Annotated in this window: 15 protein-coding genes; 8 read left to right on the top strand and 7 right to left on the bottom strand. The window is 51.6% G+C overall.

Features of this window, described 5'->3' with window-relative positions:
- Window positions 1–71 precede the first annotated feature (71 nt).
- The 3 genes from ACYVSB_RS05915 to ACYVSB_RS05905 are packed head-to-tail and all read left to right on the top strand — an operon-like array spanning window position 72 to window position 2647.
- Window positions 72–1103 carry a lactonase family protein gene (locus ACYVSB_RS05915; protein WP_461218747.1) on the top strand — a complete coding sequence of 344 codons (1032 nt, stop codon included), beginning with the start codon at window positions 72–74 and terminating at the stop codon, window positions 1101–1103.
- Between the two features lie 40 nt (window positions 1104–1143).
- Window positions 1144–1983 (top strand): undecaprenyl-diphosphate phosphatase, encoded by an 840-nt coding sequence (locus ACYVSB_RS05910; RefSeq protein ID WP_191987502.1) that lies wholly within the window; start codon window positions 1144–1146, stop codon window positions 1981–1983.
- A 13-nt stretch (window positions 1984–1996) separates the two neighbouring features.
- Entirely contained in the window at window positions 1997–2647 is a 651-nt protein-coding gene (locus tag ACYVSB_RS05905; protein WP_125600819.1) for a copper homeostasis protein CutC, read from the top strand.
- A 193-nt stretch (window positions 2648–2840) separates the two neighbouring features.
- Here ACYVSB_RS05905 and ACYVSB_RS05900 read toward each other — a convergent pair whose 3' ends face one another.
- Together ACYVSB_RS05900 and ACYVSB_RS05895 are read right to left on the bottom strand one after the other, a co-directional pair.
- On the bottom strand, window positions 2841–3809 hold the full coding sequence (locus ACYVSB_RS05900; RefSeq protein WP_125600822.1) for a glycosyltransferase family 2 protein: 969 nt from the start codon (window positions 3807–3809) through the stop codon (window positions 2841–2843).
- A gap of 107 nt (window positions 3810–3916) precedes the next feature.
- Window positions 3917–6451, bottom strand: coding sequence for a glycosyltransferase family 39 protein (locus ACYVSB_RS05895; protein WP_461218909.1), 2535 nt, complete (start codon window positions 6449–6451; stop codon window positions 3917–3919).
- Between the two features lie 364 nt (window positions 6452–6815).
- Here ACYVSB_RS05895 and ACYVSB_RS05890 point away from each other — a divergent pair, with 364 nt between their 5' ends.
- The 5 genes from ACYVSB_RS05890 (at window position 6816) to ACYVSB_RS05870 (ending at window position 10018) form a co-directional block, all read left to right on the top strand.
- Complete coding sequence (locus tag ACYVSB_RS05890; RefSeq protein WP_125600828.1) at window positions 6816–7520, top strand: response regulator transcription factor; 705 nt, start codon at window positions 6816–6818, stop codon at window positions 7518–7520.
- Window positions 7510–8781 carry a sensor histidine kinase gene (locus ACYVSB_RS05885; protein ID WP_125600831.1) on the top strand — a complete coding sequence of 424 codons (1272 nt, stop codon included), beginning with the start codon at window positions 7510–7512 and terminating at the stop codon, window positions 8779–8781. The genes ACYVSB_RS05890 and ACYVSB_RS05885 overlap by 11 nt, the downstream gene beginning before the upstream one ends.
- A 77-nt stretch (window positions 8782–8858) precedes the next feature.
- Window positions 8859–8984 carry a hypothetical protein gene (locus ACYVSB_RS05880; RefSeq protein ID WP_263853211.1) on the top strand — a complete coding sequence of 42 codons (126 nt, stop codon included), beginning with the start codon at window positions 8859–8861 and terminating at the stop codon, window positions 8982–8984.
- Window positions 8985–9194: 210 nt separating this feature from the next.
- Window positions 9195–9593, top strand: a complete 399-nt coding sequence (locus ACYVSB_RS05875; protein WP_379861685.1) for a hypothetical protein — start codon at window positions 9195–9197, stop codon at window positions 9591–9593.
- A gap of 116 nt (window positions 9594–9709) precedes the next feature.
- A complete protein-coding gene (locus ACYVSB_RS05870) occupies window positions 9710–10018 on the top strand; it encodes a hypothetical protein (RefSeq protein ID WP_379861687.1) in 309 nt (102 codons plus the stop codon).
- Window positions 10019–10112: 94 nt separating this feature from the next.
- Here ACYVSB_RS05870 and mgtE read toward each other — a convergent pair whose 3' ends face one another.
- From mgtE to tnpA, 5 genes are all read right to left on the bottom strand, one after another.
- Window positions 10113–11480 (bottom strand): magnesium transporter, encoded by a 1368-nt coding sequence (gene mgtE / locus ACYVSB_RS05865; protein WP_125600842.1) that lies wholly within the window; start codon window positions 11478–11480, stop codon window positions 10113–10115.
- 22 nt (window positions 11481–11502) lie between these two features.
- Complete coding sequence (locus ACYVSB_RS05860; RefSeq protein ID WP_225422200.1) at window positions 11503–12414, bottom strand: RluA family pseudouridine synthase; 912 nt, start codon at window positions 12412–12414, stop codon at window positions 11503–11505.
- Entirely contained in the window at window positions 12401–13231 is an 831-nt protein-coding gene (locus ACYVSB_RS05855) for an NAD kinase (protein WP_125600845.1), read from the bottom strand. Before ACYVSB_RS05855 ends, ACYVSB_RS05860 begins: the two co-directional genes overlap by 14 nt.
- Entirely contained in the window at window positions 13228–14010 is a 783-nt protein-coding gene (locus ACYVSB_RS05850) for a GTP pyrophosphokinase (RefSeq protein WP_125600847.1), read from the bottom strand. Before ACYVSB_RS05850 ends, ACYVSB_RS05855 begins: the two co-directional genes overlap by 4 nt.
- Window positions 14011–14072: 62 nt before the next feature.
- Window positions 14073–14467: IS200/IS605 family transposase (gene tnpA, locus ACYVSB_RS05845; RefSeq protein WP_461218746.1), on the bottom strand; the 395-nt coding region annotated here is incomplete at its 5' end.

The raw sequence follows: 14467 nt of genomic DNA, 5'->3' as shown, positions 1-14467 counted from the left end.
CACCATCGAGAAAAGCCCGCTTGTTTGTTAGATTATGCTATACTAACATTGATAAATTATGGAGGTACACCATGAAAGAAAAAATTCTCTTCGGCGGTTATACCCGTCGCGTTGGTCAAGGTATTTACGAGGCCACCTTGGATACTGAACAAGCAGTAATCGACGAACCGCAGGCTTTTATCAAAGTGGGCCAGCCGACTTACTTGGCGCTTAGCCAGAACCAAGTTTTGTACACGGTCACTAAGGAAGGCGAAGAAGGCGGACTTAGCGCCTATGATCTTTCTGGTGGAACGCCGCGGCTGATCAATCGGGTCACGTCGGCCGGCGCACCGCCAGCTTATGTGGCGGTTGACGAAGATCGGCAACTGGTTTACGGCGCTAATTACCATAAGGGTCAGGTCCAAGTTTACCGGATCTTGGCCAACGGTGGCTTGGAGCTGGCTAGTGTGGTCAATCACGTCGGCAGTGGTCCACGGCCGGAACAAGATAGCGCCCATGTGCATTTCACCGATCTGGCGCCCGATCACCGTTTAGTCGTTTGCGATTTGGGGATCGACGAATTGGTTACCTATGATGTCAGTCCTAGTGGCGACTTGGCCAAGGTTGCCAGCTATCGAACCGAGGCGGGCTATGGTCCACGGCACTTGGTTTTCAATCCCAATGGGCAGATTGCTTACTTGCTGGGCGAGCTTTCCAGTAAGGTCCAGGTTTTGGCTTACCATCCTGATGGTCACTTTAGTTTGATCACCACCTACTCATTGATTCCTGACGATTATACCGATTTCAATGGGAGCGCGGCGATTCGGATCAGCCGTGATGGCAAATTCCTTTACGCGTCGAATCGCGGGCACAATTCACTGACTGTTTTCGCGGTGACCGCTGATGGCCGCGACTTGAATTTAATCCAGCGGATCAGCTCTGAAGGTGATTTCCCTCGGGACTTCAACTTAGATCCTACCGAGGAATTCTTAGTTTGCGCCAATCAGAACACAGATAATACGACCCTTTATCGCCGCAACACCGCGACCGGCCTGTTGACGAAGATCCAACAAGACATCAACACGCCTGAAAGTGTCTGCGTTTTGTTCCTGCCCACCCGTTAAGCACGGCAACTATATCTAAAAAAACTGAAGGGACGTTACCCTGTTGAATATTCTGAAAGCTATCATCCTGGGGATCATTGAAGGTATCACCGAATTTCTACCAATCAGCTCTACCGGCCATTTATACTTGGCCAATGAGTTTGTCAAACTGAAGGAATCCACCGCGTTCATCAATATGTTCATGGTCGTGATCCAATTCGGCGCGATCCTGGCAGTGATCCTGCTCTACTTCCATAAACTCAACCCCTTCTCACCGAAGAAAAACAGCCACGAGAAACAGCAGACTTGGACGTTATGGCTGAAGGTCCTGGTGGCGGTCCTCCCTTCGATCATTGTGGGTCTACCTTTGAACGACTGGATGGACGCTCATTTGACCTCTTGGCCAGTGATCGCCACAACCTTGATTGTCTATGGGGTTCTGTTCATTTTGATCGAACGGCGCAACAAGAATCGCCAAAGTGATCTGACTGATTTGAATCAGCTGCCCTATAAAACGGCGTTATTTATCGGTCTCTTCCAGGTTCTGGCCTTGATTCCAGGCACGTCACGCTCCGGTGCGACGATTCTGGGCGCAATGATGATCGGGACTTCTCGCTTCGTCGGCACCGAATTCTCCTTTTTCCTGGCCATTCCGACAATGTTCGGCGCCAGCTTGCTGAAAATCGGCAAATATTTCCTAAAGGGGAATTCCTTTACAGGTGAACAATCGTTGGTGCTGCTGGTCGGAACCTTGGTTTCCTTCGTCGTTGCCTACCTGTCGATTCGTTTCTTACTCAACTATATCAAGAAGAACGATTTCCAAGCATTTGGCTGGTACCGGATCGCGCTGGGTGTGATCGTCATCGCGTTCTTCGGACTGAAAGCGATGCTAGGTTTCTAACAAGGAGTGATCAATGGTGTTAAAAGAGGTTTGTGTTGAAAACTATACCCAGATTCCCGCGGCGGTTCAGGCTGGCGCTCAACGAATCGAACTCAACGACAACTTAGCGGTTGGCGGTACCACCGTTAGTCACGGGGTGATGGCGGAAGCGGCCCGCTATTTGAATGAACAAGAGATTCCCTTGGTGGCGATGATCAGACCCCGTGGCGGCAATTTCGTCTACAATGATCTGGAACTGAAAATCATGGAATCGGATTTATTCGTCGCTCAACAAGTCGGCGTGGACGCGGTCACTTTCGGCGCCTTGACCGCCGATCGCGCTTTGGATACGGAAGCGATGGAGATGTTGATTGGCGCGGCGGGCGGCTTACAAGTCGTGATGCATATGGCCTTCGATGAGATTCCCGTGCAGCGCCAACAAGCCACGATCGACTGGCTGGTGGATCACGGTGTCAGTCGGATTTTGACCCATGGTGGGCCTTTGAACACCCCGATCGACCAACATTTCGCGCAACTGGCGCAAACGATCGCCTTGGCGGCTGGCCGCATTGAGATCTTACCAGGTGGTGGCATTACCAACGAGAACGCCGAACGGATCGCCGCTGAATTAGGCGTCCGTCAATTGCACGGTACCAAGATCTTAGGTGATCTTAGCGCCGAGTAGGATGACGCAGCGTCAGTTCACCAGGTGACCGGCGGCATGCGGGCAAACGAACCGGCTCCAAGCGGCGCGTTGCAGTGATTGCAACCAAGCTGATCGGAACGATCAATATCGTCATCACGAATTTCAGAACTGCCAAAAAGCGCTAACGGCTGCCGCCGCTAGCGTTTTTGTTTGGTGTTTTGGTGGGTCGGTGTCAATTGGTCATCTGGCGTTGTTCCCAAGTCAGGGTGTGGCTGTTGCTCTGGCGAAACCCCTCCGTCTTGGCCACAATGTACAATGGCCGTTGGCGACTGGCGGTGAAGATGCGTCCCAGATAGGCGCCTAACACCCCGATGGTCAGGAGAATCAAGCCGCTTAGACTCACTAGTAGGAAGGCAATCAGTCCCGTGCCGCCAAGGTTACCGGTCAATAAATTGATCAGTCCGATCAGCAGGCCTCCCCCTAGCAAGCCGCCGCCAAACCAAGTGGCTAACTTCAAGGGCACTTCCGAGAACGAGGTGATGCCATCCAGCGCCAATTTGATCATTTTCCGCAGGGGATATTTACTTTCACCGGCTAGGCGTTCGTGGCGTTCATAACTCACCGCCGTTTGCCGAAAACCAACCCAACTGATCAACCCGCGCACATAGGGGTCATCTTCGTTGATTCGTTTGAGAACTTCGGCGACTTGGCGATCGATCAGGCGGAAATCCCCAGTATCTGTGGGAATGGCCACGTCGGTGAGTCGCGCCAGCAAGCGATAGAAAAGATGGGCGCTGGTTTTCTTGAACCAGGTTTCGCCATCGCGTTGAACGCGTTTGCCATAAACAACTTGATAACCTTGATGCCATTGCGCGATCATCGCGTTGATCACTTCCGGGGGATCTTGCAGATCGGCGTCCATCACGACGATCGCATCGCCGCTGGCATAGCGGATCCCCGCAGTGATCGCGATTTGATGACCGAAATTCCGAGCAAACTGCACCAGCTTGATGTTGGCATAATGCTGACGAGCATGTTCAATGATCGTGGCGCTGTAATCACTGGAGCCATCATCAACAAAGATCAATTCATAGTTCTGTGACTGCGCCGCGACGAAATTCTCTAAAGTTTGGATCGTTGTCGGCAAAATTTCATGTTCATTGAACACAGGTAACACAATCGAAATCGTTTCTTGAGTCATAGCACAACTCCTTTCATTGTTCGTTGCGGTGCCGCTGCGTCAGCTAGGGGCACCGTCTTTTTTCTCAGTTGCAAGGTGGTCAAGTATGGCCACCGGAACTTGCCAGCTTAGTCAAAAATACCGGTTAAGTCGTATAGTGTGCCACTTTCACCACCTAGACCTGCGCCAGGACCACCTTGCTGAGTCGTTGTGGTTTGATTGTTGTTCGTGGTTGGGCCATTGCTGCCTGTGGCTAACTTCGTCGTGGTAGTAGTGTCCGTGGTCGTAGTATCCGTGGTCGTCGCCGTTGAATCGTCACTGCCAGGATCAATGGTAGTCGTCCCGTTCGACGCCCCATCATCGGTGGTCGTCCCATTAGTTTGGCCGGCGCCACTATTTTGACTGGTGCTGGTGGTGTCCGTGCCGCCATACTTGCTAGCGGCGACTTGCTTCCCGTACTTCTCGACCCATTTGACAATGGTATTGTTGCTGCTCTTGCCAGCGACATAGAAATACTTCAGTTGACCGGATTTGACCAGTTGCTTGAATTGCTTCAACGTGATCGCCGGATCGGTGCCATTGAAGCCACCGATGGCCATCACCGCGTCACCAGTAGCGATAATATAAGGGGCAGCTGTGCCAGAATCGGTCGTCGCAAACAGGTAAGTCGCGCTGCCTTGATGTTTCTGCAGATAACTGAGTAGCCCACTATTAACGGTTTCGCTACCAAGCCCACCTGCCTGACTACCCCCCGTACTCAACAGTGACGGACTGGCGTAAGGAATCGCCGCGGATTCGCCGGAAAGCGTTGGCGTCAAGGACCACCACGCCGGGGCGATCACCATCGCGATCGTACTGGATACCAGAATGCTCGGAACTAATTTCTTTTTCAAATTACTGAACTTACCGATCAACAGCAAAGCAACGGCTGTCGCGCCGGCCAGCAACAAGATCCAGCTTAACCATGGGTAATAGCTATAGACATACCAAGCCTGTAACCCACTGGTGACCAGAATGGCCAAGGGCAAAAGCGCCAAAGTCCAGTGGTTCCGCTTGGCCCAGAATTGCCGCCAAATGGCTGGTAACCCAATGCCGACTAACGCGGCGATCGCTGGCGCCAACATGATCATATAGTAAGGGTGGAAGAAACTGGCGACGGAGAAGAATCCATAAGTCAAAATCAACCAACCCGCCCAGAGGATCACTTCATTTTGGCGAGCGGTGGTTTGGTACCAACGGTTCTTGCGCCGGCGATAGAAATAAAACGCGCCGATCAAGCCAACCATCGCGACGGCCAGCAGCCAACTAACCTGTTGACCAAGAGCCTTCTGGAAGATTCGGAAAGGTCCCGCGGTGCCAATATTGAAGGCCCCACCTGCGCCACCGTTTCCACCGCCAGGACCACCTGTTCTCATTTGCTGACCACCAGGGCCGCCGGGAGTCGTCGTCCCATTAGTGGTGTTGCCGTTGGTGCTGTTGCCATTTGTGGTGTTCCCGTTGGCCGTGTTGCCATTGGTCGTCCCATCAGTGCCGTTGCCGGCCGTCGTGTTCCCGTTAGTGGTGCCGTCGGTCTGGCCATTCCCGCTAGGCGCGGTGCCAGCTGGCGGCGTACCACCCTGACCTTGGCTGTTGCCAGTAGTGGCGCCATTACTGCTTCCAGGACTACCACTTGGCGGTGTTCCCGTTGGTGGTGTTCCCGTTGGTGGCGTTCCCGCTTGCGTATTACTCCCACCATTCGTATTCCCGGTGGTGCCATCGCTGGCGCCAGCTGTGTTACCACCAGCCTGAGCGGTGCCATCGCCAGACGGTGGCGTTTGGCCGCCACCCATTTCTGAACGACTGCCACCCATCCCACTGAATCGAGCACCGGTACCGGTTGTTTGTCCCAGCAAGCGTTGGGTCCCGTTATAGCCGAAAGCCAATTCCAAAACCGAATTGGTTTCCGAACCACCTTCATACGGGCGCTCGCTGGCGCTAGTCAAATCAACGGATAAGGGCCACAATAAGGTGAAGAAAACCAAGGAAAGCGTGGCGAGGGCCAAATGCCCCAGCTTTCGCCGCCAAGGCTTCTTCGTGGCCAACCAGTAGTAAACATACATGATCGGTAAAATCATAAAGGCCTGCAACATTTTGACGTTGAAGGCAACTCCGATCAAGCCGAAACTGACCATCACGAACCAAGGTCGTTGGGCCTGGGTCGCTTTTTGCAAAAAGTAAAGCGCTAATAATAAGAAGAAAATCAACGTGGCGTCCATATTATTGGTTCGAGAATCGGCCACCACGATCGGGGTCAAGGTCATTGTCAGCGCCGCCAGATTACCGGCGATGCGCCCGAATTTCGGCTGGACCAAGCGATACATTAAGTAGACCGAACCGACGCCGAAAAGAACCGATGGCAAGACGACACTCCAGCCGTGCACGCCGAAGATCTTCGCGCTGATCGCCATGAACCATAAGGCCACTGGCGGCTTATCAACCGTAATGAATCCCGCCGGATCGAAACTGGCGTACCAGAAATTCTTCCAACTTTTGGTCATACTGACAATGGCCGCGGTATAGAAATCATTGGCGCTGCCAGCCTCCCAAATTTTCCAGGCGTAAAGAAAGAGCGCGCTGATCAAAATCCCAACTAAGAACCAATCAAGCCGCCGACGCGCGCGCACTGGGCGTTGTTTGTTGACCGCCGCTGGTTGTGGCGCTTGCGGGTGTTGCTGCGTTGTACTATCCAAAATTGTCACCTCATTTATCATTCATCTCAGCAAACGTGCTAAAATAAGCGTAATTCATCGTCTGCTGACTACAAAATACTGATTAACTAATGAATGACTTCAGTTTACCCGGCCAACCATAAAGTCAGCTTAAATAAACATGAACATTTTGCGAAACTTCTAAGAGTGCAAGCCGACCTGGGCAGCTTCTGAGCATTAGCCTAGCAATTGTTTTGAAAGCGGGTTTCGCTTTCGGAACAATTGCGTAGCTAAGCGGAAAGCACTGGGGTGGTGAGCACGTTTCAGAAAAGGAGGAAATATGACCTCGACCAATATTTTATTAATTGAAGATGACCAAGAATTGGCTTTGGGCATCCAACGTTTTCTCAAGAACGACGCGACGATCCAAATCGAGACCAATGGCTTGTCCGGCCAAGTCGCTGGTGAAACCGGCGCCTTCGATCTGGTGATTCTCGACTTAATGCTCCCAGGCAAAAGCGGCTACGCGATCTTGAAAGCCTGGCGTCAACAGGACAAATTGAGTCTGCCGGTCTTGATTTTAACCGCCAAAGACACGCTGGCTGACAAGGCTCAAGGCTTTGATCTCGGCGCCGATGACTATTTGGTCAAACCATTTCACCGCGAGGAATTGTTGATGCGCGTCAAGGCACTTTTGCGGCGTTCCGGCCATGATGTGACCGTGGAAAAATTGCGCCTAGGAAACGTCCAAGTTGATCTGCAAACCCACCAGGTCACCGTGGGCGCCACGGACCTAACTTTTGCGGGCAAAGAATATGACCTGTTGGTTTACTTTTTGCAAAATCCCAAGATCATTTTGACCAAGGCGCAGATTTTCGAACGCTTGTGGGGCTTCGATTCGACCACGGCACAAACCGTGGTCGAGGTCTACCTCAGCAATCTGCGGAAGAAACTGAAACAGGCCCAAGCCAACCTAACGATCCGCACGATCCGCAACGCTGGCTATCTGCTGGAACAACCTGGAGGCCCTGCCGATGAAAACTGACCCCGTGAGTCAACACCAGCAACGACGGCTATTTTGGAGTGAATTGATCAGCTTCACCTTGATTTTCGCGATTCTGGCAGTGGTGATCTTGAACCTCTACCAAAGCAGTTTGTTTCGCACGGTGGACCAAGATTTAACGCAACAACAAACTCAACTGCGCTCCAATCGAGCGCCCCAACCCGCCGACGCCCCCAGCATTCCGTTTCAAGCCAATGCCTTGGTTTTTGACAGTCAGGGCAACATCACGAATGTGGATTTCCTCGGTCAGCAGAATTACCGCTTTTTCAAGAAAATCAAGTTGAACAAAGACCAGAAAAACCAATTGGTCACCACCAGCGTGACTAGCGGGGCGCAAACCGCCAACTTCCGTACCTTGCTCGTCAAGGTCAGCGCCAGCAACCCTGAACCCCATTACGCCGGGCATTATGTCCTGTTGATCCAAAATATTGATACTCAGATCCAGGCGCTAAAGAATTTCCGGCTGGTGTTGGTCATGAGTTTAGCAATCTGCGAATTACTGGCAGTGGGCTTGGCTTATTTCTTGACGCGTCGCAGCATGAAACCAATCATCAACGCCTGGCAACGCCAACGGGATTTCAGCGCGGACGCGGCCCACGAACTGCGCACCCCGCTAACCGTGATCCAGAATAATTTGGAATATTTATTGACCCAACCTCAAGAAAAGATTGAAACCGAGGCGGAAACGATCGCCACTGCCCTGAATGAAACCGCCCGCCTGAAAAAAATCACCCACGACCTGTTGACCTTGGCGCGCGCCGATGCCACTGCCCTACCAATGACCTTGCAAACAATCTCCGGGGCAAGTTTCTGGAACGATTTTCTGGCGCCTTATCAAGAAATCGCCGCCAGCCAACAGAAATCTCTGACCCTACTGAACTACGAACCCCATGATTTCCAGGGCGACCCTCAATTACTCCAGCAACTGCTGGTGATTCTGCTGGATAACGCCTTAAAATACACCCAGACCGGCGACAGTATCACAGTCAATGTAAAGAATATCAACGGTCGCACACAATTTAGCGTCAGTGACACCGGCGTGACCATTCCAGATAGCGCCAAGGCCCATATTTTCGATCGCTTTTATCGCGCTGACGCTTCCCGCTCCAAAGCAACCGGGGGCAGCGGCTTAGGACTGGCAATCGCGCAGTTGATCGTTTCTCAGCATCATGGGACAATCACGGTCAGTGACCAGCAACCACAAGGCGCCCGGTTTACCGTCACGCTACCGCAGAAGGTCTAAGTTCAGTTTTTGAGTCTTCGCTTGATTTTAGGTGTGCTGGGTTTGAGTGGAGACGCAACCGCCTCAGGACGTTTGTCGTGGCTGGAACGCGGTGGGCATCGTTTGAAGCCAATCCGCAAGCCCAGCGGCTTGTCTTCAAATCGAGCCTTATTCTAAGCGATAAATCGCTAAGAATAATCTCACCGCTGAGCCACACGTCCTGAGGCGGTTGCTAGGCAGAATTGAGCCTATCTGCAATCGAAGTTGGATATCTGACGAAGTGGTTTTGCAAGATAGAGGTCAAACAATCGCCCACTTTTGAGGTGGTATGTCAACACCAACGGATTCGGATTTGTTGGTCGGACCATCATGTGTAGGTTGACCAACTTTACCTGCTCCCTAGACAATACTTGAGTGAAGGCCAACTGATTCGGTTGATTCATCAAGAACTTGCCTTAGTTCATCAGACAGGCTGCGCTGGTGTCACCAATTTAAAGCTTGTGACCACTAGCCACGGTCGTCAATTGCGTGGCTCTCCATCAGTTGGCGATAGCTGGCTAGTCGGTGTGAGTGCTCAAACGGCTGTTATAACGTTGAGCAGCTGGAGCGGAGAAATTCGGGGTGAGATCGCCGTGAAATTGTCCTTGGCGGCTTTGCCGCTTAGGACAAGGCCTGATTTTGAGACAAGCCGCGCACTTTGCGGATTGGCTCAAAACAGCGCCCACAGCGAGCTCACCCCGAATTTCGCAGCGCAAGCCGCGGCCAACCTACTTTTGATGGTGGCACTGCAATACCAACGGATTTGGATTAGGAGGTCGAGACATTTTACGTAGGTTGAACATTTTTACTCGTTTCCTGAACGATTCATGGTTGGAAATCGACTGATTCAGTTGATTCGCTGAGAGCTAGGTTTGTTCATCAGACAGACTGCACTGGTGTCACCAATTTAATGCTGATAACCACTAACCACGGTCGTCAATTGCGGGGCTCCTCATCAATTGGCGATAGCTTGTCAATTGGCGTGAGTGCTCAAACGGCTGTTAAAACGTTGAGCGGCTGGAGCGGAGAAATTCGGGGTGAGATCGCCGTGAAATTGTCCTTGGCGGCTCTGCCGCTTAGGACAAGGCCTGATTTTGAGACAAGCCGCGCACTTTGCGGATTGGCTCAAAACAGCGCCCACAGCGAGCTCACCCCGAATTTCGCAGCGCAAGCCGCGGCCAACCTACTTTCATGCCCGCCCGGCCAAATGAATGAATAAAAAAAGCCTGAAAGCAAGCAATCAGCCAAGTTCCGATTGACGTTACTTTCAGGTTTTTTAGCTGGGGATCAGCCCAGCAAAACAGTACCCGTTCTCAATTCAAAAAAGCATGCAGGAAAATCTGAGCGATGCTGAAATAGATCAGCACACTGGTCAAGTCACTCAAGGTGGTAATGAACGGTCCACTGGCCACCGCTGGATCGAAGCCCAATTTGTCCATCAACATGGGAATCAAACTGCCGGCCAAATTGGCCACGGTGATGGCGGCGGTCATGGCCAAGCCAATGGTCAGACCCAAGACAAAATTCTGCTTCCAGATCCCGACGATCAAGGTAATCGTTAAGCCGGTGACAACCCCGGTCACCAAGCCGGTCAAGATCTCACTCCCGATCAACCGCAATAACTTGGGTTTGTCATCATTGCTCAAGGCCAAGCGGCGCACCGCCACGGCCAAACTTTGTGTACCGGCGTTACCGGCTGTCCCGGTGATCAGCGAAATGAACACCGCCAAGATACTGGCTTCGCTTAACAGCGATTCATAGTGGTTGATCAAGGTGGCGGTAGACATCCCTAAGAACAAAAGGGTGATCAACCATGGTAACCGTTTTGAGGCGGCCTTGAAGGGATTTTCTGAAACGTCATCCACATCGACCCCGGCTAACCCGGAGTAATCGGATTGAGCCTCATCATCAATGACTTCGATGACGTCATCAACGGTAATGATCCCGACTAATTTCTGAGCGTCGTCAACAACGGGCAAGGCGATGAAGTCGTAATCCCGGATTTTCTGAGCGACGTCAGCTTGTTCGTCATGAACGCTGGCGGTGATCACATTAGGCGTCATCACTTCCGCTAATTTTGTGTGATTGTCGGTAATGATCAAATCACGCAAGGTGATCACCCCGACCAAGTAACGATCGGCATCGACTAGATAAACATAGTAAATCGTCTCGGCTTCGTCAGCCTCCCGTTTCAACTCGGCCAGAGCCTGACCGACCGTTAAATCAGCCCGCAAACTGACGAAATTGGTGGTCATGATCCCGCCGGCGGTTTCTGTATCGTAATGGAGCAGTTTCCGCAACTGAATGGCGTCGGCCTTGTCCATCAATGACAAATAATGGTCCACGTCTTCTTTCGGCAAGTGCTCCAAAATATCCGCCGCGTTATCATCGAACATGCTGTTCAACAATTCCGCCGCGTATTGCGGATCCATTTCCGCCAAAAGCTCCGTCATTTCAGGCAGGTCATCTTCAATCGTATCAAAGAAATCCCCAACTTCATGCGGATCCAAAATATGATAAAGCAAATGCCGTTGTTCATCAGTAAGCGCCAGATAAAACTGCGCCTGATCATAAAAATGCATGTTTAAAAAGGTTTTGCGAAAAACCTTATTTTCGCCTTTAACCAAGGCTTGTAGTAATTTGGCATTTAAAATTTCAGTTGGTTCCTGTTTATTTTCCATGCACTCACCTCATTGAGCGACCTTAAGTCGTTAATGACAACGCTGCCCAAAGTCGCGCCATATCTGTTGGTAATGGCGCTACCAACGTGATTTCTCGCTTCAAGATCGGCTGATAAAAACTTAGCTGGGCGCAATGTAACGCTTGACGTGGCGCTTGCGCACACTGTGGTCCCTGATACAAAGCATCGCCGTAAAGTGGATGACCTAAGGCGGCCAAGTGGACCCGGATCTGATGAGTCCGCCCCGTCAATAAGCGCAAGCGCACCAAGGACGCGTGGGCGCTGGTCGCCACCACTTGGTAGTCGGTGCGCGAGGCCTTGCCATCCGCCGCGATGATCCGCCGCATGCCATGTTCTGCCGCCCGCCGAATCGGCAAGTCGATCTGCCCTTGCGCCGGCGTCAACACACCAGCGGCAATCGCCAAATATGTTTTCTGCAGGCGTTTGGTCTGGGCCTGTTGCGCCATTAAGCTGTGGGCGTAAGAACTTTTGGCGAAGAGAATCAGCCCTGACGTATCCATATCTAAGCGGGTCACGATATGGATCGCCAAACTCGGCGCTCCTTGGGCGGCCAAGTAACCCTTGACGCGATTAGCCATCGTATCCGTTGGGTGGCTTCGCGACGGGATCGAAGGAACCAGCGGTGGCTTATTCAAAACCAGAAACATCTCATCTTCATAGATCACAGACAGCGGAGAATGACTGAGACTGATCGAGTCAGCCACTGGTTCTGGCGCCAAGTAAACCCGAACCACATCACCATCAGTCAACTGATAATTGGTGTAACGCTGGTGGTGATTAACAAAAAGTTGTCCGCCTGAGAATTTCAAGCGGGCAATCTGCGCCTTCGAAAAACCATGTTGCTTCAAGAATTGTTGCAAAAGTAGCGGCCGTTCATGTGGCGCCTGGCGATAGATCCACTTATACGCCATCATGTTGTTCATCATTATCCTCACGATGGGCGCCCAAAAACGAATCTTCTACCCGCGACCAGAAATGCATATGGCGATATTTGGCGAAGCGAATCCGTTCATCGGCAATCCGATATTTGATCTGCTTGATTGCGCGGTTATGGCTGCTCAACTGATCCACCGTTAACGTGTAATCGGCGGCACAGCTGGTTTTGACCGTGATCCACTCATCAGGCGCGATCACGATCGGCGAGGACAGCGTGCGGAAAACCCGATTATTGATCGAGGCGATCTCGGTCAATTGTAACGCCTCCAACCGCGGATGCAAAACCGCCCCGCCTAATGACTTGCTATAGCCCGTCGAACCGGTGGGAGTGGCCACACAAATCCCATCGCCACGAAAGCTTTCAAAAAACTCATCGCGAATATAAATGTCCGCCTTGATCGTCAGCGCGTTCCGCCGAATCGACGACTCATTCAACGACAAGAAATGACTAGGCTCATTTTGATCATCATAGTCCACTTCAACGTTCAACAGCGGATAACTGACACTTTGACCTTGGTCCGCCACGATCGATTCCACCAACTCTGCCAGCTCGTAGTCCCGCCAGTCCGTGTAAAAGCCCAAGTGACCAGTATGGACACCGACAAAGCGGACTCGATCCAATTGATGACTATACCGATGGAAACAATTCAGCAGCGTCCCATCACCACCAACGCTGATCACCAAATCAGGATCGATCGGATCCACCAGAATATTGACCGCGGCCAAGCGTGCCTTTAATTCATTGGTTACCCGCGTTGATTGACTGCCACTATTGCCAAAAACTGCGATTTTCATGACGCCGCCCCATTTTTATCATTTGGATGTTGTGGTGCTGTTGGTTCATCGGACTGAGCAAGTGACGAGTCGCTTGCTGGCACGCCCGTTCCAGCAGCGTGATCTGCTGCGCCGGTGCCAGTGTCGGCCGCCGACAGATCTGCCTCAAGACTTGCCGGATCGCCCTGCTGCTGGTCATATTGATACCGCTGCGCCTCTTGGATCTCCTCGCGAATCTCCGACATTTCTTGATCCAACATGAACGACGCTTCGGCAGCCCGTTTCAAGCGCTCACTGATCTCTTCAGGAAACTCGCCTTGATATTTATAATTCAACGAATGCTCCACCGTCGCCCAGAAATTCATCGACAACGTCCGCACCTGGATCTCGACCAGCACTTTCTTCTCCTGATCGATCAGCTGCAACGGATATTCGATCACAATGTGATACGACCGATAACCACTCGGCTTACTGTTCGACACATAATCCCGCTCCTCGATCACCGTCATATCATTACGCTGGCGAATCAAGTCAGCCACTTGATAAATGTCTTCAACAAATTGGCACATGATTCGCAAACCAGCAATGTCTTGCATATCAGTTTCCAAGACATCCTCGCGAATATAGCGCCGTTGCATTTTTTCTAGAATACTGTTGACCGGCTTGACCCGACCCGTCACAAATTCAATCGGCGAATGCTCCCCTTGATTTTGATAAACTTTTCGTAATGCCCGAAACTTCAATTTTAGCTCGTCAACCGCTTGTCCATAAGGCATTAAAAATTGCGACCAATTCTTCATTACAATTTTGAGCGGGAAACCTCAGACTTTAGTCAGAGGAGGAAAGCCTGCACTTGCTAACGCTAGTTAGCTTTCTTGCTTGGTCGTCCCGCCTTGCCCCTTTCTGTTCTCTGATTTTGAATATAGTTGGCAACCGTCTCTTTTGACATGTTGCCGAGTGTCCCCATGTAATAGCTTGGCGCCCACAAATGTCCACCCCAAAGGAGTTTCTTGGTCTCAGGATGAGCTGTGAACCATGTCCGAGCTGATGCACCCTTTAAGATCTTGACAACGTTTGCGGGCGCATACTTGGGCTTGAAGCTCAAAAGAAGGTGCACATGATCCGGCATGACCTCTGCTTGTTCAATCGTGATCTCGTTATCAGTTGCCGTGGTTTTTAGGATCTCAAGCATTTCCGCCACATACTGCGGTGTATCAAAAATTGGTCGGCGATATTTGGTGACCCACACAAGGTGGT

It is taken from the genome of Lapidilactobacillus salsurivasis (genome assembly GCF_054785215.1).
This window is presented reverse-complemented; position numbering and strand designations above follow the sequence as displayed.

Bases quoted from the DNA above. Each gene is read 5' to 3' on its own strand.
- ACYVSB_RS05915 (WP_461218747.1), top strand. From the start codon at position 72: ATGAAAGAAAAAATTCTCTTCGGCGGTTATACCCGTCGCGTTGGTCAA.
- ACYVSB_RS05905 (WP_125600819.1), top strand. From the start codon at position 1,997: ATGGTGTTAAAAGAGGTTTGTGTTGAAAACTATACCCAGATTCCCGCG.
- ACYVSB_RS05900 (WP_125600822.1), bottom strand. From the start codon at position 3,809: ATGACTCAAGAAACGATTTCGATTGTGTTACCTGTGTTCAATGAACAT.
- ACYVSB_RS05890 (WP_125600828.1), top strand. From the start codon at position 6,816: ATGACCTCGACCAATATTTTATTAATTGAAGATGACCAAGAATTGGCT.
- ACYVSB_RS05885 (WP_125600831.1), top strand. From the start codon at position 7,510: ATGAAAACTGACCCCGTGAGTCAACACCAGCAACGACGGCTATTTTGG.
- ACYVSB_RS05870 (WP_379861687.1), top strand. From the start codon at position 9,710: ATGCTGATAACCACTAACCACGGTCGTCAATTGCGGGGCTCCTCATCA.
- mgtE (WP_125600842.1), bottom strand. From the start codon at position 11,480: ATGGAAAATAAACAGGAACCAACTGAAATTTTAAATGCCAAATTACTA.
- ACYVSB_RS05860 (WP_225422200.1), bottom strand. From the start codon at position 12,414: ATGATGGCGTATAAGTGGATCTATCGCCAGGCGCCACATGAACGGCCG.
- ACYVSB_RS05855 (WP_125600845.1), bottom strand. From the start codon at position 13,231: ATGAAAATCGCAGTTTTTGGCAATAGTGGCAGTCAATCAACGCGGGTA.
- ACYVSB_RS05850 (WP_125600847.1), bottom strand. From the start codon at position 14,010: ATGAAGAATTGGTCGCAATTTTTAATGCCTTATGGACAAGCGGTTGAC.